23 protein-coding genes and 1 pseudogene are annotated in these 26,126 nt (G+C 64.7%); 12 read left to right on the top strand and 12 right to left on the bottom strand.

All coding sequences use genetic code 11. From position 1 onward, the window contains the following. The first annotated feature begins 4 nt into the window (after window positions 1-4). The 6 genes from AC1DB0_RS03960 to AC1DB0_RS03935 all read left to right on the top strand — a co-directional run bounded on the left by AC1DB0_RS03960 (window position 5) and on the right by AC1DB0_RS03935 (window position 6,539). Window positions 5-2,230, top strand: a complete 2,226-nt coding sequence (locus AC1DB0_RS03960) for a T6SS effector phospholipase Tle3 domain-containing protein (RefSeq protein WP_476756551.1) — start codon at window positions 5-7, stop codon at window positions 2,228-2,230. Window positions 2,231-2,246: 16 nt separating this feature from the next. Beyond that, complete coding sequence (locus tag AC1DB0_RS03955; protein ID WP_476756552.1) at window positions 2,247-3,728, top strand: type VI lipase adapter Tla3 domain-containing protein; 1,482 nt, start codon at window positions 2,247-2,249, stop codon at window positions 3,726-3,728. A 14-nt stretch (window positions 3,729-3,742) separates the two neighbouring features. Continuing rightward, window positions 3,743-4,006 (top strand): PAAR domain-containing protein, encoded by a 264-nt coding sequence (locus AC1DB0_RS03950; RefSeq protein ID WP_476756553.1) that lies wholly within the window; start codon window positions 3,743-3,745, stop codon window positions 4,004-4,006. A gap of 99 nt (window positions 4,007-4,105) precedes the next feature. Then, complete coding sequence (locus AC1DB0_RS03945) at window positions 4,106-5,359, top strand: Hsp70 family protein (protein WP_454669322.1); 1,254 nt, start codon at window positions 4,106-4,108, stop codon at window positions 5,357-5,359. A gap of 219 nt (window positions 5,360-5,578) precedes the next feature. Beyond that, window positions 5,579-6,166 (top strand): NUDIX domain-containing protein, encoded by a 588-nt coding sequence (locus AC1DB0_RS03940; RefSeq protein WP_476756554.1) that lies wholly within the window; start codon window positions 5,579-5,581, stop codon window positions 6,164-6,166. 37 nt (window positions 6,167-6,203) lie between these two features. Then, window positions 6,204-6,539 (top strand): 2Fe-2S iron-sulfur cluster-binding protein, encoded by a 336-nt coding sequence (locus AC1DB0_RS03935; RefSeq protein ID WP_054424869.1) that lies wholly within the window; start codon window positions 6,204-6,206, stop codon window positions 6,537-6,539. Window positions 6,540-6,615: 76 nt separating this feature from the next. Here the strand turns inward: AC1DB0_RS03935 and AC1DB0_RS03930 are convergent, their stop codons facing one another. The 8 genes and pseudogenes from AC1DB0_RS03930 to AC1DB0_RS03895 form a co-directional block, all read right to left on the bottom strand. Beyond that, complete coding sequence (locus AC1DB0_RS03930) at window positions 6,616-7,038, bottom strand: hypothetical protein (RefSeq protein WP_476756555.1); 423 nt, start codon at window positions 7,036-7,038, stop codon at window positions 6,616-6,618. A 13-nt stretch (window positions 7,039-7,051) separates the two neighbouring features. Then, a complete protein-coding gene (locus tag AC1DB0_RS03925) occupies window positions 7,052-7,753 on the bottom strand; it encodes a DUF899 domain-containing protein (protein ID WP_054424873.1) in 702 nt (233 codons plus the stop codon). 74 nt (window positions 7,754-7,827) lie between these two features. Then, window positions 7,828-8,190 (bottom strand): annotated as a pseudogene (locus AC1DB0_RS03920) (SRPBCC family protein); the annotation flags it as partial. Further along, complete coding sequence (locus AC1DB0_RS03915) at window positions 8,178-8,666, bottom strand: ArsR/SmtB family transcription factor (RefSeq protein WP_082387140.1); 489 nt, start codon at window positions 8,664-8,666, stop codon at window positions 8,178-8,180. The gene AC1DB0_RS03915 and the pseudogene AC1DB0_RS03920, both read right to left, overlap by 13 nt. A gap of 66 nt (window positions 8,667-8,732) precedes the next feature. After that, entirely contained in the window at window positions 8,733-10,034 is a 1,302-nt protein-coding gene (locus AC1DB0_RS03910) for an MFS transporter (protein WP_054424875.1), read from the bottom strand. Between the two features lie 95 nt (window positions 10,035-10,129). Further along, window positions 10,130-11,377 carry a hypothetical protein gene (locus AC1DB0_RS03905; protein WP_476756556.1) on the bottom strand — a complete coding sequence of 416 codons (1,248 nt, stop codon included), beginning with the start codon at window positions 11,375-11,377 and terminating at the stop codon, window positions 10,130-10,132. 14 nt (window positions 11,378-11,391) lie between these two features. Next, window positions 11,392-12,120, bottom strand: a complete 729-nt coding sequence (locus tag AC1DB0_RS03900) for a helix-turn-helix domain-containing protein (RefSeq protein WP_054424877.1) — start codon at window positions 12,118-12,120, stop codon at window positions 11,392-11,394. A 99-nt stretch (window positions 12,121-12,219) separates the two neighbouring features. Then, on the bottom strand, window positions 12,220-12,657 hold the full coding sequence (locus tag AC1DB0_RS03895) for a gamma-glutamylcyclotransferase family protein (protein ID WP_476756557.1): 438 nt from the start codon (window positions 12,655-12,657) through the stop codon (window positions 12,220-12,222). Window positions 12,658-12,841: 184 nt separating this feature from the next. Here AC1DB0_RS03895 and clpB point away from each other — a divergent pair, with 184 nt between their 5' ends. After that, window positions 12,842-15,448, top strand: coding sequence for an ATP-dependent chaperone ClpB (gene clpB, locus AC1DB0_RS03890; protein WP_175169400.1), 2,607 nt, complete (start codon window positions 12,842-12,844; stop codon window positions 15,446-15,448). Between the two features lie 90 nt (window positions 15,449-15,538). On the opposite strand, the gene AC1DB0_RS03885 is transcribed toward clpB, so the two are convergent. Then, a complete protein-coding gene (locus AC1DB0_RS03885) occupies window positions 15,539-17,200 on the bottom strand; it encodes a CehA/McbA family metallohydrolase domain-containing protein (RefSeq protein ID WP_476756558.1) in 1,662 nt (553 codons plus the stop codon). A gap of 171 nt (window positions 17,201-17,371) precedes the next feature. Further along, on the bottom strand, window positions 17,372-18,019 hold the full coding sequence (locus tag AC1DB0_RS03880) for a TetR/AcrR family transcriptional regulator (protein ID WP_175169568.1): 648 nt from the start codon (window positions 18,017-18,019) through the stop codon (window positions 17,372-17,374). 162 nt (window positions 18,020-18,181) lie between these two features. Here AC1DB0_RS03880 and AC1DB0_RS03875 point away from each other — a divergent pair, with 162 nt between their 5' ends. Genes AC1DB0_RS03875 through AC1DB0_RS03865 form a run of 3 tightly spaced genes read left to right on the top strand, consistent with a single transcriptional unit; the run spans window position 18,182 to window position 20,705 of the window. Further along, window positions 18,182-19,396, top strand: a complete 1,215-nt coding sequence (locus AC1DB0_RS03875; protein WP_427945726.1) for a Tm-1-like ATP-binding domain-containing protein — start codon at window positions 18,182-18,184, stop codon at window positions 19,394-19,396. A gap of 11 nt (window positions 19,397-19,407) precedes the next feature. Beyond that, window positions 19,408-20,238 carry a phosphoenolpyruvate hydrolase family protein gene (locus AC1DB0_RS03870; RefSeq protein ID WP_175169397.1) on the top strand — a complete coding sequence of 277 codons (831 nt, stop codon included), beginning with the start codon at window positions 19,408-19,410 and terminating at the stop codon, window positions 20,236-20,238. 11 nt (window positions 20,239-20,249) lie between these two features. After that, window positions 20,250-20,705 carry an SRPBCC family protein gene (locus AC1DB0_RS03865; protein WP_054424890.1) on the top strand — a complete coding sequence of 152 codons (456 nt, stop codon included), beginning with the start codon at window positions 20,250-20,252 and terminating at the stop codon, window positions 20,703-20,705. A 186-nt stretch (window positions 20,706-20,891) separates the two neighbouring features. On the opposite strand, the gene AC1DB0_RS03860 is transcribed toward AC1DB0_RS03865, so the two are convergent. Beyond that, on the bottom strand, window positions 20,892-21,863 hold the full coding sequence (locus AC1DB0_RS03860) for a LysR family transcriptional regulator (protein WP_441370758.1): 972 nt from the start codon (window positions 21,861-21,863) through the stop codon (window positions 20,892-20,894). 89 nt (window positions 21,864-21,952) lie between these two features. Here AC1DB0_RS03860 and AC1DB0_RS03855 point away from each other — a divergent pair, with 89 nt between their 5' ends. Next, window positions 21,953-23,401 (top strand): N-acyl-D-amino-acid deacylase family protein, encoded by a 1,449-nt coding sequence (locus tag AC1DB0_RS03855; protein ID WP_476756559.1) that lies wholly within the window; start codon window positions 21,953-21,955, stop codon window positions 23,399-23,401. 105 nt (window positions 23,402-23,506) lie between these two features. Beyond that, window positions 23,507-24,466 carry a tripartite tricarboxylate transporter substrate binding protein BugE gene (locus tag AC1DB0_RS03850; RefSeq protein ID WP_476756560.1) on the top strand — a complete coding sequence of 320 codons (960 nt, stop codon included), beginning with the start codon at window positions 23,507-23,509 and terminating at the stop codon, window positions 24,464-24,466. Between the two features lie 207 nt (window positions 24,467-24,673). Here the strand turns inward: AC1DB0_RS03850 and AC1DB0_RS03845 are convergent, their stop codons facing one another. Next, window positions 24,674-26,125 (bottom strand): sulfite reductase subunit alpha, encoded by a 1,452-nt coding sequence (locus AC1DB0_RS03845; RefSeq protein ID WP_476756561.1) that lies wholly within the window; start codon window positions 26,123-26,125, stop codon window positions 24,674-24,676. Between the last annotated feature and the right edge of the window lies 1 nt (window position 26,126).

Below are 26,126 nucleotides of genomic sequence, written 5' to 3'. Positions count from 1 at the left end.
GCGCATGATGAATGTCAATACCCAGGCCCGGGTCATCGGCAACGCCCGCAGCGTGGTAATGCCGGCGGGCGGCGATACCCGTGTGCAGCCGCCGCCGCCCAAGCCCTGCGTGACCATTTTGATCCATGGCGTCAATGATCTTGCGGGGGTCTACGCCAGCATTGAGCAAGGCCTTTGCGATGGTTTGAACGAACGGCTGGACCTTGCGGAGCAACCAGACGGGTCCCCCGGGGCAGGCCGGCTGTACGCGGCCACCTACACCTCTCCCGGCGACGATGGGGGGGCCGCAAGCAATCCCGATGCGGTCTATTACCGGCGCCGCTTCTCGGAGGCTGCAAACGGAGTCCCCGCGCGTAGCGTGGTGATTCCGTTTTACTGGGGCTTTCGTGAAGAGGAAAAATTCATTAACAAGTCTATGCCGCACGGCCAATGGTTGGATCGCAACGGCAACCGCTTGGACAAGGCGGGCACTCAGGAAGGAGGTGCGTTCGCCAACGCGACCACCACCCTGCCCGACATGTGGGGTGACGGATTCAATGGCAGGCTGCTTGGCTTTATTTCGACGAATCTGTTCTCGCCTGATGCAGCCCATCCCTTGTTACGTTCTCCGGCGCGCAAGTACATGGTGCTAGCCGCAGTGCGGCTGGCGATGCTGATCCGCATCATTCGCAAGCGGTATCCGGGGGACGTCATCAACGTGGTCGGACATAGCCAGGGAAACATGGTGAATCTGTTGGCGCAAGCGCTGCTGGCTGACGAAGCCAATACGCGCCCGGCGGACTGCGTCGTGATGATGAATCCCCCGTATAGCCTGCTGGAACCGACGACGGAGATGGCACAGATGTGGGTTCAGCAGCAAACCAAGGCCGCACGCATCGAAACGTTCAAGCGGATCATCGACGTTATTGACACGCAAGCGGTACACCAGCCTGCTTTATCTGCGTTGACCATTGCGGGTAGCCGCGGATACGGGGCGATTGGGGGGCCGCGCTGGACCGGTGGCAAAGGCAGTAAGGCGACGTTGGACGGACGCGAGGTCGCTTTCGATGAACGCGATAACCGCGGCTGCACGTATCTTTATTTCACTCCGCAGGATCAGACCGTGGGGCTTGCGAACGTTCAAGGCATTGGCTGGCAAGGCGTGCCAGGGATGATTGGCAGCACGCCGGTTTGCAGCGTGCTGAGCTCGCGCTTTCAGCAGCGGGTTTTCACGATACGCAAACGCAATGGCGAGTGCGAACGGGTGGGCAGCCGAGCGCACATTGATCGCTACGTGCTGTTGCTGCCTGGCGAAGAAACATGGGAAGACACAGCCCTGAGCTGGTTTGGTCGCTGGGGGCTGACAAGGGCTTCTTTGGCCGAGAACCAGTCGGTGCAATTGCGCGGGCATCCGCTACCGGCCCCTCTAGAGGTGAATTTCGCGGATGCGGGCACGGTCAGCGCAGGAAATTCCCCTTCTGACAAAGACGCGACAGGCAGCGGCGTATATGAGGTCAGGGCGCCCTATGAGCCGATTGACGCCTCCATCGCTGTAGCCACCGGGGGTTGGGACCCAAAGAACCGGGCCTACTCACAAGAGGAGTTTCTAGATACGCATCGGGCGTATCGATACGGTAAGCGCCTGAATCAAATCAAGCAGGGGCGCAATGATGGGCTGGATGCCTCGGATCATGCAGAGGTGTTCTCGGCAGGGGATCTTGGGAATGGGCAGGTGCTGATCGTTCGAGGAGAAACGCCTTACGAGGCGCGCATCCGCTTGCAGAATCAAGAACTGGGCGATCAGGGGCCGCTCTCGTTTCACTCGGGGATACCGGCGAACCCCGAACACAGTCAGCGATCGCTGGCGTTTGACGTGGCAGTGGGCGCAGGGCAGAGCGTGGATGATTTGGAGTTTTATGAGTACCTGTGCAGGGTGGCGGATTGGAGGCTGGACTGGGAGAAAGTCGACTGCCGTTGGCATGAGGATACCGATCCCTATGCCGATATGCCAAATGCAAAGTTGCTGGCGTTCTACTTTCAGGAAGATTCGGCGCATCGCAGTCTGATTGACGCGACGTCGCGCTATCGGAACTCCACGATCCCGGAGTACGACCGGAAAGGGGCGGCGACGACCGAGGGCGGCGGGGTTATCCCTTTTTCAGTGCAGGCCGTGACGCTGCCTACCCGGATCGTCAGCGAGACCTTGGGCGATAGTTTCCTAGGACCGATCCGGCAAGTTGCCGGCTTTTGAAGCGGGAGGCAGCACCATGTCAAGAGACGTCAAATACCGCGCGCCGACTTCGTCCGCGCGGCTAGACACGTTGGATGTGCTTAGCCTGGGCCTGAGCCTGGATATTTTTCGGCAAGGCCAGGTGTGGCAAGCATTGGAGCTAGGCAATCGCGCCAATCCGAATGCCTTGCATGCGACATCCATACTGCCGACCGGTCCGTGCGGCTACCCCATTACAGGAGCGGACAAGGACACGGCGTATGACAAGCGCAAATCAGATGCGTTGGAGTTGGGTCTCAAGAACTTCTTGGAGAAGTGGCCCATTCCGACGGTGACCGTGGTGCGGGGCTGGACCGCGGATCATCCTAAGCCAAGAGTGCCCGCAGAGGCGGTCACGAACATGCTGACCAGCATGGTCAATCGAATGCGAGGCGATGCGGGCCTGCATTGGCATGGCATACGTGAATTGGAAAATGGAATCGTCTGCTCGGATACGCCAGAAGGGTTGGTGGAAAGCCTGTTTCAATTATTTGAACGGACGCCCGACCTGCCTGCCGTGCTCGTCTATGGCGTGGACGGGTTCAACATGGCGATGACATTGTCTGATCACAGCCAGACGTTTGTTGGCGCTGGCACCGGCCCACGCCAGCCCGGCGAACTCACCGACGCCATGGTCGCCTTGGTCGTCGGCCGTCCGGAGCGAGTCGATTGGCTGCGCTACTACGCGCCGTTCACCCAGGTCAACGAGAACCCCATCAACCCGGAATTTACCGGGTGGGGTTCCCGTCAGCCGACAGTCCCTTTTCAACCATCCCCCTTTATCCCCAAGCCGTGGACCGTGCGCGCCTTTCAGCAATGGGACGCGTTGCCGGTGTTGGCCAAGCTGTACCGTCCTGTCACAGTTTCATTGCAGCTCGACGGCGGCAAGCGCCTGATGAACAACGCGCTGCACGCGGCGTTGGCGGCKGGCTGGGGGCAAGCGTCCCAAGCCTTGCCGACCCCTCCCGCGCGCGTGTTCTTCGACACGGGTGAATCGGACAACACGGCCTTGACCGAATGGATTCCCGCGTTGAACGTAGCGAACAGCCCACTGGATTTACTGGCGTCCGATCAAAGCTACAACCTCACGCAGCGCCTGGGTGATACGGGTGCCGTCTCTCCGTTTGTCAGTCTCGCGTTGGCGACGATGGCCAGTTACCTCAATGGTGACAGTGGCGTTGTGATGCCGCTGCGTCGAACCAACCGGGCCACGCTGATCCCGATCAGTTCCCCGACACCGGGGCAAAAGCCCCCGTTCGACCCCTTCGGTGTGCGGTTGATGCCGCAACATTCCCTAAGCGACGGCCCCGACCCGATCTTCCTGGCGAGACAGCAAGAGGCGCAGCAATCGCGTGCATCGACGATGCCGATGCGGTTCATCGACCCTGAACAGGTCGCGCGTGATCAGCGGACGTTGGACGATTTCCTGGCCAGTGGGCCAGGGGTGGATCTGACGGGCGCAGATGCCTCTGACCCATAAACCCGGAGCAATTCATGTTGGAAATTATCAGATTGGGCGACGCGACGTCTCACGGCGGCAAGGTGTTGCAGGCATTCAGCAATACGAATCTGAATGGCAAACCCATCGCGGGGGTGGGCCATTTGGTCAGTTGTCCATTGTGCAAGGGACTGTTTCCCATTGTCGAAGGCAGTGGTTCGTACAAGGTGGACGGTATTGCGGTCGCCTTGAATGGCATGAAAACGGCATGTGGCGCCAGTCTGGTCGCGACGGGGCCGAAGGGGGCAGTGCTGGGATGACGGAGCCGAAAGGTAGTTTGGGGGACGGGTCATGACAGCCTTGGCCCCTCGAAGCGGGTACACTTGTCCGCCGTTTTGCTTTCAGCCCCAGAATTCTCCATGATTTCCTCCGCATGCGGCGTCGACTTCGGCACCTCCAACTCCACCGTAGGCTGGAGCCGCCCCGACCAGCGCGCGCTCCTCGCCCTGGAAGACGGCAAGACCACCTTGCCGTCGGCCATTTTTTTCCATGACGAAGACGCCGAGGTCAGCTATGGCCGCGCCGCCATTTCCGACTATCTGGCGGGCTACGACGGGCGCTTGATGCGGTCAATGAAAAGCCTGTTGGGCAGTTCGCTGATCGATGGGTCCACGGAAGTGCAAGGGCGTTCGATTCCGTTTCGTGTGCTGTTGACGCGCTTTATCGCCGAATTGAAGCGGCGCGCCGAAACCGCCGCTGGCCGGGATTTCACGCGGGCCGTGCTGGGCCGGCCGGTGTTCTTTGTGGATGACAACAGCGCCGCCGACCAGACCGCGCAAGACACGCTGGGCGAAATTGCGCGTAGCGTCGGCTTCACCGATATTGAATTCCAGTTCGAGCCGCTGGCCGCCGCATTTGATTACGAGTCGCAGATTGACCGTGAAGAGCTTGTACTGGTCATCGACATCGGTGGCGGTACGTCGGACTTTTCTTTGATTCGTCTGGGACCGGACCGCGCCGGCAAGGCGGATCGCCGTGAAGACATCCTGGCCTATGGGGGTGTCCACATCGGCGGGGTGGACTTCGACAAGCAACTTAGCCTGGCGCACGTCATGCCCTTGCTGGGTCTGGGCAGCCAGCTGCGCAGCGGCAAGGATGTGCCGTCCACGCAGTACGGCAACCTGGCCTGCTGGCACACGATCAACCAGGCTTACACGCGCAAGGCCGCAGAGCACTTTGCGTACATCCGGGCTGAAGCGGGCGACCGCGAGAAGATCGATCTGCTGTTGAATCTGGTCAAGCAGCGCGCCGGCCACTGGGTGGCGGTGCAGGTGGAAGAGGCCAAGATCGCGCTGTCGGAAACGCCGTTGGCACGCATTGATTTGTCGCGCATCGCGCCGGAACTTGGGGTGGACGTGACCCGTCCGTCGTTTGACGCCTGCGTGGGCCGGCTGATCGAAAAGGTCGAAACCACCGTGGGCGCGCTGCTGCGCGATGCGGGCGTGGCCACGGCCGACGTGGACACGGTGTTCTTCACCGGCGGCTCCAGCCGCGTGCCGCGCTTGCGCGAAACGGTGTCGGCACTGGTGCCGGGCGCGCGCAGCGTGGAAGGGGACCTGTTTGGCAGCATCGGCGCCGGTCTGGCGCTGGACGCCCGCCGCAAGTTCGACTGATCGGCCCAACGCCGAGGGTGGCGGGTGACGGAGCAAGCAGCATGCGGCAGGCAACAAGTAGCAAGTAGCAAGTAGCAGGCAGCAGGCAGCAGGTAGCAACTAGCACGCAGCAAGTGGCAAGCAGGGGGCAGCAGTTACCCCGCCAGGCAGATGGTAAGCTCCTTGGCTTGGTGCCCGCCGCGCTGCGCCGCGCGTTGTTTACGAATCCGACACGCCCTCATGACCCGCCCATCCGAACCCCATCTTGTTGAAACGCTGGTCACCAGCGAAGCCCCTTACGAGGGCAGTTTCCTGAAGATCCGCCGCGACACGGTCAGCCTGCCCAATGGCAACACGGCTACGCGCGAGTACGTCGTGCATCCCGGCGCGGTCGTGGTGATTCCCTTGCTGGACGACGGCCGGGTGTTGCTGGAGCGCCAGTTCCGCTACCCCATCGGGCGCGTCATGACGGAATTTCCGGCTGGCAAGCTCGACTCGGGCGAAGACCCGCTGGTGTGCGGCAAGCGCGAACTGCTTGAGGAAACCGGCTATATGGCTGATCAATGGGCGCATGCTGGGGCATTGCACCTGGCTATCGCCTACTCGACAGAAATCATCCATATCTTCTTCGCCCGCGGTTTGCGCGCGGGGCCGCGCCAGCTGGACCAGGACGAATTCCTGGATGTGATCAGCGCCGACCCTGCCGAATTGCTGGCGGCTTGCAGCAAGGGCGAGGTCACCGACGCGAAGACCTTGACGTGCGTGCTGTGGATGCAGAACGTGCTGTCGGGCGCCTGGAAGCTGGACTGGCAGGACAACGCGGGCTGACGGCCGTCCGCGTCAACGTTCCGCTTATCTGATTGCCATGGCCGCTTTTCCCGTTCTGGTCCAGCCCGCCGGCCTGCGCTTTGACGCGGGTGAAGACACTTCCTTGCTGATGGCCGCGCAAGCGGCGGGCGTGAAGCTGCCGAGCTCATGCCGCAACGGCACCTGCCGGGCCTGCATGTGTTTGCTGCTGGAAGGGGCCGTGGACTATCTGATCGAATGGCCAGGCCTGTCGCGCGACGAAAAAGAAGAGGGCTGGATCTTGCCCTGCGTGGCGCGTGCGGTCTCGGCGCTTGAGATCCAGGCGCCGCTGGCCGCGCCGATCGAACCGGCGGTGACGCCGGCTGATCGGCCGCTGACGGGCGCTCGGCGCTAAGACGGCATTCAGCGCCCGGCAGGCATCCAGCGCCCAGCGGGCATCTCGCTCCAAGCAGGCATCCCGCGCCACGGCGCTATCTAGCGCTCCTACGGCAACCGGCCGGGTCGCCGTTCCCAGCGCCTAGCCCCGCCGGTAACAGGCCCGCCGCCATGCCGGCCGCCATGCCTATCACCATGCCCGCGAAGGGCGGCGCGGTCCAAGCAAGCGCCGCCATGGCACCCAGGCGGGCGCCCAGCACCATCCCGATCGCCATGAACACAGCGCAGAGCAACCGCCGGCCAGCTGCTGGCGCATGCCGGCGCGGCCAGGGCGCCAGCGCGGCCAGCACCATCGCCGCGCTGCTGGCGGGCATGAGGGTGGTGTGCCGCCATGCCATGTCCCACAGGCTTCCGGGCGCGCCGCACTCACTGGCGAGCAGCGCCGCAGGCGTCTGGCGGGTGTCAAGCCACAGGCCTAGCGCCATGGCCGCCAGACAGGCCAGCCACAGCGCCGTCATCGCGCGCGCCGGGCTATGCGCAGGCGTGGCAGGAGGCGGGCTTGGCGTCGTCGTACCGGTCATGGTGGCGCACCCAGTCGCCCAGGTTGAAGTGCGGGCCGTTTTCGTTGCGTCCCAGCGGCGCGAAGTCCAGATAGTTGTACGCGCCAACCAGCCGTTCCACGCCGCGCTCGAAGGCGGAATAGGTGTGGAAGATTTCGCCATCGGGGTCACGGAAAAACGCGCTGGCGCCTGAGCGTTCTTCGACACTGCCGTCGGCAAGCGGCACCGACGCGTGCATGTCGAAATTGAAGTCGCAGCCCTCGGAAGACAGCCAGTCAAACCGCCAGCCCATGCGCCGCTTGAAGGCGTCCAGCTTGGCGAATGGCGCGCGCGATACGGCTACGACGGACACATCGTGATGGCGCAGATGCGTGATGGCGCTGTCCAGGTGGTCGGCCAGAAACGAGCAGCCCACGCAGCCTTCTTCCCAGTCCGGGCCATACATGAAATGGTAGATGATCAGTTGGCTGTTGCCGCCAAACAGGTCGGCCAGGCCGAGCGGCCCGTGCGCGCTTTGAAATTGATACGCCTTGTTCACCAGAACCCAAGGCAGGTCCTGGCGTTCACGGGCCAGCGCGTCCTGGCTGCGGGTCAGCGCTTTCTCACGGCTGAGCAGGGTCTCGCGGGCGGCCTCCCATTGGGGGCGGGATACGACGGCGTGTTGGGTCTGCATGGTGCGGCTCCTTCTTGGATCGGGCCAATGCGGCCCGTGAACGGTAAGCGGCAAGCGGTGCGTAGAAAGTGCAGTCAGACTGCGCTTGCCAGATGGTCCGCCAGCCGGTCCATGGCGCCCGCCCAGCCGGTTTCATGGCCGTCACGGGTGGCTTGATCGACAAACGGGGTTTGCAGGAAGGCGAGGTCGGTGCCGCCCTGCGCAGGGGTCAATTCAAGGGTGATCAACGAGGTTTCGTCGGGGGTATCGCGCCAGGCCCAGGTGAACACCAAGCGGCGCTGGGGCTCGACTTCGCGGTACACGCCGCTGGCGTAATGGGCCTGGCCGTCGTCGGTGACAAAGCCCACCTGGTAGGCGCCGCCCACCCGCACATCGGTTTCCGCCAGCAGCACGCGCTGGGTGCCGGCGGGGCCGAACCAGCGCATCAGCGCTTGCGGGTCCGTCCAGGCGCGCCAGACGCGCTCGGCGGACGCGGTGAAGCGGCGGGTGAGCCGGAGCTCAAGGGGGGCGTTGCCAGAGGTGCCGTTGGGGCTGGGGGGGTGGCTGGGGATGTCTTCGGGGCGTTGGGTGGCCATGGATGGATCTCCTCGTCGTGATACAGGTATCGGGCCAGTGAATCCAGTTGGCCATTCCAGAACTTCTCGTAGCGCGCCAGCCAGGTGGATGCGGCCTGCATGGGTTCGGGCGACAGCGTGCAACTGACGACCCGGCCGTCCTTGGCGCGGGCAATCAGCCCGGCGTCTTCCAGCACCCGCAAGTGCTTCAGGAAGGCGGGCAGGGACATGGCGTGAGGCCGGGCCAGGTCGCTGACCGATGCCGTGCCTTGTTCCAGATCGGCCAGCACCCGCCGCCGGGTGGCGTCGGCCAGGGCGGAAAAGATGCTGTCCAGCGTGTCGTCGTTTAAGTTAACCATAAGGTTAAGTATTGATCCGAAAAACTGCCGGCGTCAAGCCGGCAGCATTGGGAATTTCCCGAAGGCTCAATCGTGCCGGTGCATGGCCGACTGATGTTTGGTGTCGCGCATTGTTGCGTAGACCAGCAGAGACACAAAGATCACGCCGGCCAGGTAGTAGTAGAACCATTCTTCATGCCCTTGCTGCTTGAAGAACAGCGCGATGGCCGGGGCCGTGCCGCCGAAGATGGACACGGTCACGGCGTAAGGCACGGCCACGCCTGTTGCGCGGATGTTCGTGGGGAACAGTTCGGCCTTCACCACCGCGTTGATGGACGTGTAGCCCGCCGTGAACACCCACGCGCCGCAGATCAGCAGGAAGGCGATGAACGGCGAACGCGTATGCGACAAGGTCATCAGGATGGGCACGGTTAGCAGCGCGCCCGCCACGCCGAAGAAGATCAGGAGCGGCTTGCGGCCGACCTTGTCCGACAGCGCGCCATACAGCGGCTGCAGGATCAGCGCGAAGATGAGCGAGGCCGCGATGATGTAGGTGGTGGTGATGTCGGAAAAGCCCGACGTCTGGCGCACGAAGGTCTGCATGTACGTCGTGAACGTGTAGAAGGCCGCGGTGCCGCCCGCGGTCAGCCCGACCACGATGGCCACTTCACGCGGATACTTCATCAGGCCGCGCAGCGAACTCGTTTTCGGCTTGGTCTTCTGGGCTTCCTTGTATGAGTCGGTCTCGGGCATGTCGCGCCGCATCAGCGCGGTCACAATGGCCAGCATGGCGCCGATCACGAAGGGAATGCGCCAGCCCCATTCGACCAGTTGTTCGTGGGTCAGGAACACGTTCTGCAAGAGCAGCAGCACCAGGATTGCGCAGAGCTGTCCGCCGATCAGCGTCACGTACTGGAAGCTGGAATAAAAGCCGCGATGCTCGGGGTCGGCGATCTCGGTCAGGTAGGTGGCGCTGGCGCCGTACTCGCCGCCCAGGCTCAAGCCTTCGATCACGCGGGCCAGCGCCAGCAGCGCGGGCGCGGCGAAACCGATGCTGGCGTAGGTAGGCGTGACGGCGATGATCAGCGAGCCCACGCACATCATCACCACCGACACCATCAGCGATATTCGGCGCCCGTGCCGGTCGGCAATATGGCCGAACAGCCACCCGCCCAGCGGACGCACGATGAAGCCGGCCGCAAACAGCGTGGCGGCATTCAGTTGCTGGACGACGGGATCGTGCGACGGGAAAAAGGCGGGGGCGAAGTACAGGGCGAAGGCGGTGTAGGCGTAGAAGTCGTACCACTCAACCAGGTTGCCCATGGAGCCGACGAAGATGGCCTTGATGCGGCGCTTTGCGTCGGGCATGTCGAGATACGTTTGCGTCATAGCGGCTCTCGGGAAGAACTCGTTGACGTATCTTGCGCCTGCCCGGCGCGAAATGCAGCACCGGTAAATAGTTGTTATTCAGGAAAATGTCAGGCTTAGCGGCCGCGCGGCTTGATGATGTCGCACGCGGCGGCGCGGTCGCCTGTTTGCGCGCCGCTGCCCAACAGCGCTTGTGCGCCGCAGACCGAGCCGAACATGCGCGCGTTGTCGTGCCCCACGCCGCCCACTTCGAAGCTGCTGCGATGCAGCGTGACGGGTTTGGGGCCACGGGCGGCCAGCACGTATTCGTATTGCAGATAGCCCGTGCCACGGGCCAGCCGCGTGGCGCCTTGCGCTTCGGCGCCGCAGGTCTTGTCCAGCAGCCGGTGTTCGGGGTTGTTGTCGGCGCCACCCAGCAGATAGATGACGTCGCGCGCGGCGTACCGGACAAAGAGCCGGGTGTCGTCGGTGTCGCGCGCATTGGGAGACGCAGACCCCGACATATAGGCGGATACGTACGCGGGCAGCTTGTCCGTGCCGTATTTGTACTGGTTGTAGGTGGGGCAGATACCGCGTTCGTAGGGCGCGTAGCCCTTGCCATCGGCGCGCGGCCGTTCGTTGGTCAGGTACAGGTAGGACGACGGGTTGGCGATGACGTAGCGCAGGGCCAGGCCATCGCGCCGCAGCGGGCCGTCGACGTTGTTCAGCACGGCGTAGCGCTGCACCAATTGGCCGCCGGCCGAGTGCCCGGCCAGCACGATGCTGGCCAGCGTGGGCAGGCGCTTGCGGTCGTCCAGGCTGCGCAGCAGGTCGTCCAGCACCTGGAACGACGAGACGGGCGCGGGCCGGCCGCTGGCCTGCACGCTTTCATCGCCGTCTTCCCAGCTGGACTTGCGCCACGCGGCCATGCCGCCAAACCCTGAATCAATGGAGCCGGAGAAACGCGGCGCCAGAATCAGCGTGTCGCGCGCCCGGTCGGGGTTGTGCGTCAGCAGCTCGGCGGCGGTTTCGTAATAGCGGTCGGCATCGCGTTTGACGCCGTGGATGATGACGATGACCTGCTTGATGTCGCGCAGGTCGTCTTTCGTCAGATTGCGATTGGCGTAGACCGGAATTTTGTACTTGTGGCCGGGTTTGCCCAGCTCTACGGTTTGCCAGCGCAAGGGCGCGGCGCGTTTGGGCGCGGGCACGGCCTCGTCGTAATCGTAGGGGTCAGGCAGCGGCGTCTGCGCATGCACGGCCCAGGGGGCGAGCACGGCAATCAAGGCCAGCGCCGCACCCAGCCGGCGCCCGGACGCTCGGCGCGCTGCGGCGTGTGTAGCGTGGGAGCGGTGGGAGACGGAAGAGGCAGGTGCGCGGCGCATGGCGCGGCGGGTAATCAGCAGCCCTCGTGACCCAGCAGCTGCTTGAGCGCGGGCAAGTCCAGGATGCGGACTTCGCGCTGGTTGATCTTGATCAGGCCCTCACGTGCGAAACGCGAGAACAATCGGCTGACGGTTTCCAAGGTCAGGCCCAGGAAGTTGCCGATTTCTTCGCGGCTCATGCGCAGCACGAACTCGGTCGACGAGTAGCCCAGCGAGGCATAACGTTGCGACAGGTTCAAGAGGAAAGCGGCCAGGCGCTGTTCAGAGCGCATCGAGCCCAGCGACGCCAGCATCTGATGCGAACGCGTGATTTCGCGGCTCATCAGACGGCGGAATTGCTGTTGCAGCGACGGCAGGTGCGTCGCGACGCGATCAACTTCGGTCAGGCGGATGACGCAGACTTCGGAGTCTTCCAGCGCCACGGCGGCGGACACGTGCTTGCTGTCCAGCATGCCGTCCATGCCGACGATTTCGCCGGGCAAGTGAAAGCCGGTGATTTGAATCTGGCCCGTGGCGTCTTCGAGCTGAGTCTTGATGCTGCCGAAACGCACGCCATAAACGGCGTCCAGCGGTTGATCCAGCGAATACAGCGTTTTGCCCTTTTCCAGGCGCACACGCTCTTTCACCAGCTCGTCCAGCTTTTCCACTTCGGCGGCAGCCATGCCCACGGGAACACACACGTGGCCCAACATGCAGGTGGAACAGTGGGCGGCATCAGGGGCAACGGGAACCCGTTTTTGCATACGATGACCTCTAGAGTGCCCGTCGCACCGCAAAGGGCAGGGACGGGTGTAAAAGCGTGAAGACAAATTCCATTGTAGTCGGTTGTTACTACGCCCGTCTTACGGGGCGTCTCCACCGGTTCGGCTGCGGCGGTGCGCGATCCAGTCGTCGCCCGCGATATCGATGGCTGCGGCCCGCAGCGCCGGGTCGATCGGGTAGTACTGGCAGGCGATGTCATGGGCGCCGTCGGCGGGCGTATCCAGGCGCGCGGTGACGTCGCGCCGCACAAAACAGCAGGGCTTGCCGGGCACATATTCTTCGATCTCGTCCATCAAGGCGAGCAGGCCGGGATCGACCCGGTAGACGTCGCCGCGCACCCGCCGCCCATCGGCCACCGGGATCAGCCCGGGCCAATCGCCGAAGTCGACCAGCACGCCCGGCACGGAGGCCGCGCCGACCCATTCGGCATCAGGCAGCCCGCGCTGGGCGGCGGCTTTGGCCAGGTCATTGATTTCGCCGGCACGTAGGGTGCCGTAGACAAAAACGTATATGCTCATAGGTCGGTTTATTGATCCATGTCCGGATGGATGTCTGGATCTGCGTCTGAATGCACGTCTGAATGCATGTCGAAGCAAACCCGTGTGCGGCAGGTGTTGAAATTCTCTCATCCGACCGCATATTCAGGATATCGAGCCAGCCGGCACGTATCGGTCAGGCTCCCCAACAAGCCAAACGACCATTATGCGATTCGACAAACTGACTACCAAGTTCCAGCAAGCCCTGGCCGACGCCCAAAGTCTGGCCGCCCGCAACGACCACCCCTACATCGAGCCCGTACACGTGCTGTCGGCGCTGTTGTCCGATCCGGACAGCGGAGCAAGCAGCCTGCTGGCGCGCGCCGGTGTGGCGGTGAACCGCCTGCAACCCGCCTTGGAAAGCGCCCTGAAGTCGCTGCCCCAGGTGCAAGGCGACGACAACGTCCAGGTCGGCCGTGACCTGAACGCGGTGCTCACGCGCACCGACAAGGAAGCCGCGCGCCGGGGCGACACCTATATCGCCAGCGAATTGTTCCTGCTGGCGCTGGCCGACGACAAGGGCGAAGCTGGCCGCATCCTGCGTGATGCCGGCCTGCAAAAGAAGGCCCTGGAGTCCGCGATCGACGCCGTGCGCGGCGGCGAAAACGTCTCGGGCGCCGAAGGCGAATCCAACCGCGAAGCCCTGTCCAAGTACACGATGGACCTGACCGAGCGCGCCCGCCAAGGCAAGCTCGACCCGGTGATCGGCCGCGACGACGAAATTCGCCGCACCATCCAGATCCTGCAACGCCGCACGAAGAACAACCCGGTCCTGATCGGTGAACCCGGCGTGGGCAAGACCGCCATCGTCGAAGGCCTGGCGCAGCGCATCGTCAACGACGAAGTGCCCGAGAGCCTGCGCGGCAAGCGCGTGCTGTCGCTGGACCTGGCTGCGCTGTTGGCCGGCGCCAAGTTCCGCGGTGAATTCGAAGAGCGCCTGAAGGCCGTGCTGAAAGAGCTGGGCCAGGACGACGGCAGCAACATCGTCTTCATCGACGAGCTGCACACCATGGTGGGCGCGGGCAAGGCCGAAGGCGCGATGGACGCCGGCAACATGCTCAAGCCGGCGCTGGCGCGCGGCGAGCTGCATTGCATTGGCGCCACCACGCTGGACGAATACCGCAAGTACATCGAAAAGGATGCGGCGCTGGAGCGGCGCTTCCAGAAGGTGCTGGTCGACGAACCCGATGTGGAATCCACCATCGCGATCCTGCGCGGTTTGCAGGAACGCTATGAAATCCACCACGGGGTTGAAATCACCGACCCGGCAATCGTGGCCGCGGCCGAGCTCTCGCACCGCTACATCACCGACCGCTTCCTGCCCGATAAGGCCATCGACCTGATCGACGAAGCCGGTGCGCGCATCCGCATGGAAATCGATTCCAAGCCCGAAGTGATGGACAAGCTTGACCGCCGCATCATCCAGTTGAAGATCGAACGCGAAGCCGTCAAGAAGGAAACCGACGACGCGTCCAAGCGCCGCCTGGGCGTCATTGAAGACGAACTGGAAAAGCTGCAACGCGAATACAACGACTTCGAAGAAATCTGGAAGGCCGAAAAGGCCGCCGTGCAAGGCACGCAGGCCATCAAGGAAGAGATCGACAGCGTGCGCGCCGAAATGGCGGAGTTGCAGCGCAAGGGTCAATTCGACAAGCTGGCTGAACTGCAATACGGCAAGCTGCCGGACTTGGAATCGCGCCTGAAGGCCGCCGAAGTGGGCGCTGCGCAGGCCGCTGAAAACGCCGAGGGCGACGAAAGCCGTCCGCGTCTGCTGCGCACCAAAGTCGGCGCCGAAGAAATTGCCGAAGTCGTGTCGCGCGCCACCGGCATTCCCGTGTCGAAGATGATGCAGGGCGAACGCGAAAAACTGCTGCACATGGAAGAGTTCCTGCACAAGCGCGTGGTGGGTCAGGACGAGGCCGTGCGGCTGGTGTCCGACGCCATCCGGCGTTCGCGTGCGGGTCTTGCCGACCCCGCGCGGCCTTACGGTTCGTTCCTGTTCCTGGGCCCCACCGGCGTGGGCAAGACCGAACTCACGCGGGCGCTGGCCGAGTTCATGTTCGACTCCGAAGAGCACCTGATCCGCATCGACATGAGCGAGTTCATGGAGAAGCATTCGGTGGCGCGGCTGATTGGCGCGCCGCCGGGATACGTGGGCTACGAAGAGGGCGGCTACCTGACCGAAGCCGTGCGCCGCAAGCCGTATAGCGTGGTGCTGCTGGACGAGGTCGAAAAGGCCCATCCGGACGTGTTCAACGTGCTGCTGCAAGTGCTGGACGACGGCCGTCTGACCGATGGCCAGGGCCGCACGGTGGACTTCCGCAATACGGTGATCGTGATGACGTCGAACCTGGGTTCGCATCACATCCAGAGCCTGGCCGGCCAACCGTATGACGTGGTGAAGGAAGTGGTGTGGGGCGAGTTGAAGCAGACGCTGCGGCCCGAATTCCTGAACCGTATCGACGAAGTGGTCGTGTTCCACGGACTGGAAGCGCAGCACATCGAGTCCATCGCCCGCATCCAGTTGCGCCGCCTTGGCGCGCGGTTGGAAAAGCAGGAGATGCGCCTGGAAGTGACCGAGGCCGCCTTGGCGGAACTGGCCCGCTCCGGTTTCGATCCGGTGTTTGGCGCGCGCCCCTTGAAGCGCGCGATCCAGCAACAGATCGAGAACCCGGTGGCGCGCCTGATCCTGGAAGGCAAGTTCGGGCCGCGCGATGTGGTGCCGGTCGATTGGCAAGACGGGGAATTCATCTTCACCCGCACCTTGCAGTAAGTGCTGCAAACGAAAAAGCCCAGCGCAATGTGTGCGCTGGGCTTTTTTTTGCCTGCGACGGGATTCACATCCAGTCTGCTTCCGCCAGCGTTACTGAGCGACCGTCACGAACACCGGGTTCGAGTAGAACCACAGGTCGTTGTAGTTGCGCGCGTTGATGGCGTTGAAGCGGGCGGCGTTATCCGCCAGGTCCACCTTGGCGTCGGGCAACGGTTCGCCCGCTGCCGTTTCGCCCGCCACGTCCACGCCCAGGTTCGTGCCGCGCAAGCGCAGGTACTGGCTCTTGTCCGCCGTCACCGTCGTCTTGATTACGTTGTAGCCTTCGGCGTCCACCGCCCAGTCGGCGCGGGTGAAGCGAGCCAGTACGCGGGTCGTGGGGTTGGTGTCGGCGTCGTAACCCGCGGTGCCGGCGGCGGCGCGCGTGCCCACGTCGCCCACAATCAGGTCCACGTGGTTGACGGTGGGTTTCACGTAGGTCGGGTTGCCGCTTTCGATCGGGTATTCGTAGTGGTTGCTGTCTGGGCTGCGAAAGCGGATGGTGACTTCCACTTTCTCGCCCTTGGCGGCTTGCAGTTCGCCGCCCATGTGCACAGCGCCCGCCGCGCCCTTGGCCTGGAAGTCCAGCGCGTCGATCAAGTCGCCGAACACACCGAACACGCGGCCGCTCTTCAAACCCGCGACCACGGCCGCCATGTCGTTGCCGTCTTTCCAGACGTGCGTCTTGGCGTATTCGCCGGGCGCGTAGCCAGAGCTGTACAGGCCCGATGCGGTGCGGAAGTGGAAGTCGGAATCAGCCACCGTCCAAATGCGCCGGCCTTCGCCCAACAGTGCGTCCCACGTGCCGCCCAAGTGCGCGACCAGATAGTCCACGCCGCCATACGTGCGGTTGGGCAGGAAGGCGTTGGTGTAGGCCGTGGCGTAGCCGCCGCGGTCCGGCTCCATCTGGTTGCCCACCATGCCTTCAATGGCGAAGAAGACGGACGGCGCCAGGTCGTTCATCTCGCGCAGTTGCGCGACCGTGTACTTGCCGGCATAGCGCGACGGGTGATTCAGCAGCATGTAGCTGTCGGGGTGCTTGTCGCGCAGCCACTTCAGCGCGGCCAGCGAATCGGCATGCGTGGTGAACGCGCGGGTTTCGCCCGACAAGCGCGACACCAGCAGCGGGTCGAACAGCGCGGGGTCGCGGTTGGTGAACAGGTATTCGAATTCGGCCACCGCTTGCAGCGACTTGGCCGACCTCGGGTCGTTTGTGCCAATGCCGATGTTCACGTGGTCATGCGTGGGCATGTCCCATTCGAACGACGAGAAGATGATCTTGCCGACATAGCGGCCTGCGGCCTGCGCGCTTTTGATGAAAGGCACTTCGTACTGCGCCATGCCGCTGGAAAACGGAATGGAGCCGCCTGCCAGCGCGGTGCCGGTGTGGTCACGGCCAGACAGGCGCAAGTGGTTCGAAATGGCGGCCCAGTCCAGCTTGTAGCGGTCAAAGGCCTGGTCCAGCGCGCTTTCCAGGCTGACTTGCGCGTCGTCCGATTGGTACGTGTGCACATGCAGGTCGCCCGCGCTCCAGGCGCCGGTTTCAACCGGCGGCTTCGGCTCAACGGGCGGCGCGGGTTCGGTGACGGCCGGCGGGGTGGGCGCTGTCACGGTTTCGTCATCGTCATCACTGCCGCCGCACGCGCTCAACAGGGTGACGCAAGCCAGCGACAAGGGCATGATGGCCCGCCGCAAGCGGGATACTTCGAACTGCATGGACACACTCCAACGTTTGGCGGCATGCGAAAGGCATGGCCGCAAAACGCGGAACTATGCAGGCGGCGGGTGACGCGGCCATGACAGCCGCGCGTGGAGCGTGAGGCGCGAGGCGCGAGGCGCGAGCGCGAGCGCCCCGGCCGGGTACGGGCAGTACGGGGGATTGCGCGCCTACGGCTTCGCTGCGTTCGCGTCTGCCAGCGCCTGGTTGATGATGGCGTTGGCCGTCCAGCGCACCACGTCCGTCACCGCGGGCAGGTCCAGATTCCAGATGTCTTTCAACACCAGAAACACCTCCGTGCCGTACACCAGCGACAACGCTTGCGCCACGCGCGCCTGCTCGGCCGCCGACAGCTCTGCCGCCAACGGCGCGATGGCGCGCTTCAGGATGTCGACACGGTGGCCGCGCACCAATCGCGGTTCGGCGGTGGACTTGCCCGCAGCGGCTTCGGCGTGCTGCTGCAAAGACACCATGATGGCGGCGCGCAGCGGCGCTTCGTGCGATGCCAGCCGGGGGTAAGCAAAGCGCAGCAGCTCATCGACCCGCGTCGCGGCATCCGGCGCGGTGGAGTCCCACGCCAGGATGGGGCCCAGGCTCTCGTCCACCACGGCCGCGATCAGCGCGCTTTGGCTGGGAAAGTAGCGGTAGGCGGTGGCGCGCGATACCTGGGCGTGTTCGGCCAGTTCCGCGACTGATGGCGTAATGCCTTGAGCCATCAACTGCTGCGCGGCATCCAGCAGCGTCTTGCGCATGCGGGCGCGCGGGCCGTGAGGCGGTTCGCCGCTGGCCGCGGCCTGCGGGCTGGCGGGTGCGATCAGGCGGGCAGCCGCGCCCGATCCGGCGGCGGGTTTGGCAGGGGCTAAGGTTTGACGTGAGACAGGTGTCTCAGTATGATTCTTTCGTCTCATTTCTTGATTCTACAGGCCTAGCGGCCTCACATATCGAGGCGCGCACCGAGTGTAGCCGCCCGCGGAGGAGCCATGACGCATTCGAATCGGCGGGTCTTTGTTGCCGCCACCTACGACACCAAGGGCCACGAAGCCGAGTACGTCGTGAATCTGCTCAAGCGCGACGGGCTGGACGTGGTGTCGGTGGACGTGTCCACCTCGGGCGCCGCCAGCGCGGCGCAGGTGCAGGCGCAAGAGGTGGCGCGCAGCCATCCCGATGGCGTTGACGCCGTCTTCACCGGCGACCGCGGCACCGCAATCGCCGCCATGGCGCTGGCCTTTGAGCGCTATGCGGCCGGCCATGACGGCATTGGCGCCATGCTGGGCCTGGGCGGCTCGGGCGGCACCGCGCTGATCACCCCCGCGATGCGCGCCTTGCCCATCGGCACGCCCAAGCTGATGGTGTCGACGATGGCCTCGGGCAATGTCGCGCCGTATGTCGGGCCCTCTGATATCGCCATGATGTATTCCGTGACCGACGTGGCCGGTCTTAACCGCATTTCACGCCGCGTGCTGGCCAATGCCGCAGGCGCCGTCGCAGGCGCGTTCCGGATGGCGGATAGCATTGCGGCCGAAGACGACAGCCGGCCTGCCGTTGGCATCACCATGTTCGGTGTGACGACCGCCTGCGTGCAGCAGGTAACGCCTTTGCTGGAATCGCGCTACGACTGCCTGGTGTTTCACGCCACGGGCACGGGCGGGCAGTCGATGGAAAAGCTGCTGGACAGCCATCTGCTGGGCGGCGTGCTGGACCTGACCACAACGGAAGTGTGCGACTTCCTGTTCGGCGGCGTCTTGGCCTGCACCGAAGACCGCTTCGGCGCGGTGGCGCGCACGGGCGCGCCTTATGTTGGATCTTGCGGCGCGCTGGACATGGTGAATTTTGGCGGTATGGAGACCATTCCCGAACGCTATCAAGGCCGCCAGTTCTATCCGCACAATCCGCAGGTGACGCTGATGCGCACCACGGTCGAGGAAAACACGCGGCAGGGCGAATGGATCGCCGCGAAGCTGAATCAATGCAACGGGCCGGTGCGCTTTTTGATTCCCGAAGGCGGCGTTTCGGCGCTGGACGCGCCGGGCCAGGCGTTCTGGAACCCCGAGGCCGATGCCGCCTTGTTCGCCGCGCTGGAAGCGCATCTGGTGCAGACGCCCAACCGCCGCCTGGTGCGCGTGCCGTGCCACATCAACGACCCGCTGTTCGCCAAGACGGCGGTCGATCACTTTCTTGACATTGCTACACACTAAGGATTGCCGTCATGCCGCGTTTTGACCGTAACGAGCTGCTGGACAAGTTTCGCGCCATGGTGCGCGCGCGCACGCCCATCGTGGGCGGCGGCGCAGGCACGGGGCTGTCAGCCAAGTGCGAAGAAGCGGGCGGCATCGACCTGATCGTGATCTATAACTCGGGCCGCTACCGCATGGCCGGCCGGGGCTCGCTGGCCGGCTTGCTGGCCTACGGCAACGCCAACGAGATCGTGGTCGACATGGGCCGCGAAGTGCTGCCGGTGGTGAAGCAGACGCCAGTGCTGGCCGGCGTGAACGGCACCGACCCGTTCTGCGATTTCGATGTGTTCCTGGACGACCTGAAGCGCCAGGGATTTTCCGGCGTGCAGAACTTTCCTACCGTGGGCTTGATTGACGGCACCTTCCGCGCCAACCTGGAAGAGACCGGCATGGGCTATGCGCTGGAAGTCGACATGATCCGTCTGGCGCACAAGAAGGGCATGCTGACCACGCCCTACGTGTTCAACGAAGACGATGCGGTGGCCATGGCGAAAGCGGGCGCCGACATCATCGTCGCGCACATGGGCCTGACCACCGGCGGTTCCATCGGCGCCGAAACGTCGCAGACGCTGGACGGCTGCGTCGCCGCCATCGACCGCATCGCCGAAGCCGCGTTGGCCGTGCGCCCGGACATCATCGTGCTGTGCCATGGCGGCCCCATCGCCACGCCTGACGACGCCGCGCACGTGCTGCGCGCCTGCAAGCATTGCCACGGTTTCTATGGCGCCAGCTCCATGGAGCGCCTGCCCACCGAACAAGCGCTGACCGCTGCCACGCGCGAGTTCAAAAACCTGACCTTCTAAGAGGCGTTCCCATGCCGCACACCGTACACGTCAGTGCCATCATCCACGCGCCGCTGGACAAGGTTTGGCCCTTGTTCCGTGACTTCAACGGCCTGGCCGGGTGGCATCCTGGCATCGCGCAAAGCCGGCTGGAAGCCGACGGCCGCCACGACGCGGTGGGCAGTGTGCGATATCTGGCGCTCAAGCCCTCGGGCTTTGTGCGCGAGCAGTTGCTGATGCTGGACGACCCCGGCACGGCGCTGCGCTATTCCATCATCGAGACCAGCTTGCCGATGCGCGACTACATCGCCGGCGTGTCGCTGCGCCCCATCACCGAAAGCGGCCACACGCTGGTGGAATGGTGGGCCGACTTCCGCGTGGAAGGCGCCGAGCTGGCCGACGTGGCCAAGGCCGTGGGCCAGGGCGTTTTCGCGGCGGGGCTGGCGGCGCTGGATGAGAAGGTGCGCGCGGGGTCAGTGCAGGGTTGATCGCGAATTGAGCTGCGGCCCGTTCCGCTTGGCGATCGCCGCTGCGCTGTTCGAGCCTTCCTGATCGCCGCTACACCGCCAAGGTCTTTCTCTTCGCCGCTACGCCGCTAACGTCTTCCTGTTCGCCGCTACGCCGCTAACGTCTTTCTGTTCGCAGCTACGCCGCTAACGTCTTTCTGTTCGCAGCTACACCGCCAACGTTTTTCTGTTCGCCGGCACGCGCTTGCAGCCGGCGGGCAGCACGGCGCCCCGCAGATAGTCATGAATGGCGCGGATCAGCGCTTGCGCGGCGGGGCTTAGCGGATATTCCTTGTGCCGGATGATGCACACCGTGCGCACGACGGTGGGCCGCGCCAGCAAGGCGTACGCCAGGCCGGGTTCCAGCACGCGTTCCGCGGCCAGCGCGGGTAGCAGCGCCACGCCCAGACCCGCCTTCACCAGCGCCGCTTGCGACGTTGTGCTGGACGCTTCGTAGAAGGGTGCGCCAGCCTCGATCGGTAAATCCGCGCGGGCGCGCAGCAGCGCCATGATGCCGGTTTCGTCCACCACGCCCACCAGCTTGCGTTGCGCCAGATCCGACCAGCGCATGGTGCCGTCGCGGCCCGGGCGCAGGCTCGCGTCATCGGCGCGGTACAGCACACCGAAGCGGTCTTCCAGCAAGGGATCAAAGCGCAGGCCGGGGGCGTCTGCCCAGCGGCTGGTCAGCCCGAAGTCCACCTCGCGCGCGGCCACTTTGCGCTGGATGCGGCCGGAGTTGTCGTCGCTTAAGTACAGGCGCACGGCCGGGTACTGCGCCGCAAACGCCGCCGCCGCCGGAGCGATGATTTCCGTAATGGCCGATGGCGCCGCCGCCAGGCCCACGCGCCCGCGCTCCAACGCCCCAAAGCGCACCACGTCTTCGATCACGCCATCAAAATCCGCCAGCAACCGCATCACGCGCGGCAGGAATTCTTCGCCCGCCGCCGTCAGCAACACGCGCCGGCTGGTGCGCGCAAAGAGCTGGGTGGCGAGCGCGTCTTCCAGTTGGCGCACCAGGCTCGTCACCGACGACTGCGTTTGGAACAGGCGCTTGGCCGCATGCGTGAAACTGGATTCCTGGGCCACCGCGACAAACGCAGTCAAGTGCTTCAGGGTGACGTGCTTGGGCAGACGATTCATTTCAAACCACGATAGATGGATCAATAAAAACAATTTTTCCAGATTGATCACGCCGACGATACTAGGGGCTTCATCCAGGGAGGGCGATCATGCAACAGGAAAAATTCGATCTGATCATTGAAGGCGGCTGGGTTATTGACGGCTTGGGCGGAGCACGCCGGCGCGCCGATGTGGCGGTGGCGGGCGAGCGCATTGCGGCCATCGGTGACTTGTCCCATGCCGCCGCCACGCGCCGGCTGGACGCGCGCGGCAAGATCGTGGCGCCGGGCTTCATTGATTCGCATGGCCACGATGACCTGATGTTCGTGGAAAAACCCGGTCTGGAATGGAAGACCAGCCAGGGGATTACGTCGGTGGTGGTGGGCAACTGTGGCGTCAGCGGCGCGCCCGCGCCCTTGCCGGGTAACACCGCAGCGGCGCTTGCGCTGCTGGGTGAGACGCCCTTGTTCGCCGACATGCACGCCTATTTCGACACGCTGCGCACGCAGCAACCGATGATCAACGTTGCGGCGCTGGTCGGCCACGCCAATCTGCGTCTGGCCGCCATGCGCGACCCGGCGGCCGCACCCACGCCTGACGAGCAACGCGCCATGGAGCGCATGCTGGCCGATGCGTTGGCGGCAGGCGCGGTGGGCTTCAGCACGGGTCTCGCGTATCAGCCCGGCGGTGCGGCCGAGCAAGCGGAACTGGACGGCTTGGCACGCGTGGCCGCCGCAGAAGGCGCGCTGCACACGAGCCACATCCGCAACGAGGGCGATGACGTCGAAGCGGCGGTAGACGAAGTGCTGTCCGTGGGCCGCAACACCGGCTGCGCGACCGTGCTGTCGCACCACAAATGCATGATGCCGCGCAACTGGGGCAAGAGCCGCGCCACGCTGGCCAACATCGACCGCGCGCGCGCCGAAGGCGTGGACGTGGCGCTGGACATCTACCCGTACCCGGGCAGCTCCACCATCCTGATCCCGGAACGCGCCGACAGCATCGATGACATCCGCATTACGTGGTCGGTGCCGCATCCCGAATGCAGCGGGGAATCGCTTGCCGACATCGCGGCGCGCTGGGGGTGCGGCAAACAGGAAGCGGCAGAACGGCTTTGCCCCGCGGGTGCCATCTACTTCGCGATGGACGACGCCGAAGTTCAGCGCATCTTCCAGCATGACTGCTGCATGGTGGGTTCAGACGGCCTGCCCAACGACGCGCATCCGCATCCCCGTTTGTGGGGCAGCTTCACGCGCGTGCTGGGCCGCTACGTGCGCGAGGCCGAACTGCTGACGCTTGAGGCCGCCGTCGCCAAGATGACGGCCTTGCCCGCGCGTGTGTTCGGGCTGTCGGGCCGGGGCCAACTGAGCCCGGGGGCGTGGGCGGACGTTGTGGTGTTCGACGCGGACACCGTGCTGGATTGCGCCACATGGGAATCGCCCACGCTGCCCTCGGTGGGCGTTGAGCACGTGCTGGTGAATGGGCAGCCGGTGTTTCCCGCCGTGGAAGGCATGGCGCGGCCGGGCAAGATTTTGCGGCGCGAGGCCGCGGCAGGGTGATCGCGCGCCAACGTGCGCACCGTCATCACGCCAATAAACAATCAATAACAACTCAATAACAACCCCAATAACAACCCCCCCTATCCCGTAGGAGACAACCCCATCATGATGCGCAAAACCTGTGCCGCTGTGTTGCTCGCGGCCGTGCTGCCCGCCGCCCACGCCGCTTTTCCCGACCACCCCATCACGCTGATCGTGCCGTTCCCGGCGGGCGGCCCCACTGATATCGTCGGCCGTTTGGCGGCGGCGAAGGCGGGCGAGATCCTGGGCCAGCAGATCGTGGTGGAGAACCGCACCGGCGCGTCTGGCACCATCGGCATGACCGCCACCGCGCGCGCCAAGCCTGATGGCTACACCGTGGGCCTGGCCACGGTCAGCACGCACGGCACCGCGCCGCACCTGTTTCCCAACCTGGCGTATGACCCGGTCAAGGACTTCACCCCGATCAGCAACCTGGTCACCAGCCCCAACATCCTGAGCGTGAATCCGAAATACCCCGCGCAGACGCTGGCCGATTTCGTCACGCATGTGCGCGCCAATCCCAACAAGGACGGCTACGCCAACGCGGGCGCAGGCGGCGTGAACGATCTGGGCATGATCTGGTTTCTGCAACTCATCGGCGGCAAGATGAACAGCATTTCGTACCGGGGCTCGGCGCCCGCGCTGACCGATACGGTGGGCGGCGTGGTGCCGGTGATCTTCGACAACTTCCCGTCGTCGTTGCCGTACCTGAAGAGCCAGCATCTGCGCGCCTTGGCCATCACCGGCACCGAGCGCAACCCGCGCCTGCCGGACGTGCCGACGTTTGCGGAGCAGGGCTACAAGGATTACGACGTCACCGCGTGGTACGGCGTCGTCGGCCCGGCCGGCATACCGGAAGACGTGCGCGACAAGCTGGCGAAGGCATTCGCGCAAGCCGTGCGCGACCCCGCCACGGCGGCGAAGATGGAAGAGACGGGCGCGTTTCCGCTGGGCAATACTCCGGCGGAATTTGGCGATCAGATCCGCACGGAACGCGACCGCTGGAAGACGGTGATCGACCGCGCGCAGATCAAGCTGCAATAAGGAAGCGGGGGCGGCATCCGCGCCGGACGAAGCGGCTGTAAACGCCGCGTCGGTACTGACGGCTTCAGACGGCATTTGCTAGTACACGCCGCGTCGGTACTGACGGCGTCAGACGGCGTTGCTAGTACACGCCGCGTCGGTACTGGCGGCTTCAGACGGCGTTGCTAGTACACGCCGCGCTGGCACTGACGGCTTCAGACGGCGTTGCTAGTAAACGTCGCGCCGGTACCGGCCGTCGTGCAGCAAGGCTTGCAGGCGGTCGTCGCCCAGGATGTCTTGCAGCGCGGCGTCCACGCCGCCCGCCATGCCTTGCAGGCTGCCGCACACATAGATGGCGGCGCCGTCTTCTACCCAGTCCCGCAGCGTGCCGGCTTGTTCGCGCAGCAGGTGCTGCACGTAGCGGCGCTGGGGCTGGTCACGGGAATAGACGGTGTCCACGCGCGCCAGCGTGCCGTCGATACGCCATGCCGTGATCTCGTCTCCGCAGAACGCATCATGCACCGCGTTGCGTTCGCCAAACACCAGCCAGTTGCGGTGATGGCCCCGCGCGCGCCGCGCCTTGATCAGCGCGCGCAGGCCCGCCAGCCCTGTGCCGTTGCCGATCAGGATCAACGGCCGGTCATCAATCGGCGCATGGAAATTACGGTTGGTGCGCACGCGCAGGTCGATCTCGTCGCCCACTCGCGCAATATGAGTCAGCCAGCCGCTGCCTACGCCCAGCCCGCCATCGGCGCTGCGCATCTGGCGCACCAGCAGTTGAATCGCGCCATCTTCAGGCACCGACGCAATGGAGTATTCGCGGTGCGCCAGCAGCGCGCCGCCACGTTCCTGCCGGGGGCCGATTTCAGCGATATCGCCCGCGAGCCAGTGCGGCGTTTGCCCGGCGGGCGGCGTCAACGTCAGCAGATAGCACGGGCCGCCTTGGCTGTCGGGGTTGAGCAGCTTGCGCCCGGTGAGCCGCCAGGTTTCATAGACGGGCGCTTGCCAGTCGGGCAGGTCGCTGCGGCCGGCCAGCAAGCCCAGGTGATGCTGCCAGTGGCGCAGCGCGGCGGGGTCGCCATTGTCCACTTCGACCAAGTCGAACAAGGGGGTGGCGCCTTGCTCATGCAGCCAGTCGTTGAGCCGATGGCCGAAGCCGCAGAACTGCGCGTATTCGCTGTCACCCAATGCCAGCACGGCGTATTGTGCGCCTGAGAGGGCGGGGGCGGTTGCGTCTGTCGCGGTGGTTGCGGCAGTGGCTGCATTCCTCGCTGCGGCTGTGACTGCGGCTGCAGGCGGGGAAGAAGGTCGGGGCTGCATCTGGCCCGCGAACGCAGCGGCGGCATCGGGCGGGTCGCCTTCGCCGTACGTGCTGGCCACGAACAGCATGCGCCGGTAGCCAGACAGCCGCGCCACATCCAGCTGATCCAGGGCCGCCACGCGCACACTTAATCCGCCCGCGCGCAGCGACTCTGCGGTCTGCGCGGCGAGCGATTCGGCATAGCCCGTTTGCGTGGCGTAAGCGACAAGCATGGTGTCGTCGGGTGCCGGGGCATTCAAGGCGGCTAGCGCCTGCGCCTGTTGGGCGTCGTGTTGACGGGCGCGCCGCCACGCCCACAGGCAGAGCAGCAACCACACGCCCACCACGCACGCCGCTGCAATCAATCGGGTCAGGCTCATA

It is taken from the genome of Achromobacter sp. 10T422, from assembly GCF_056394065.1.
Note: the sequence above shows the minus strand (reverse complement) of the source record. Positions and strands in the feature narration are given on the sequence as shown.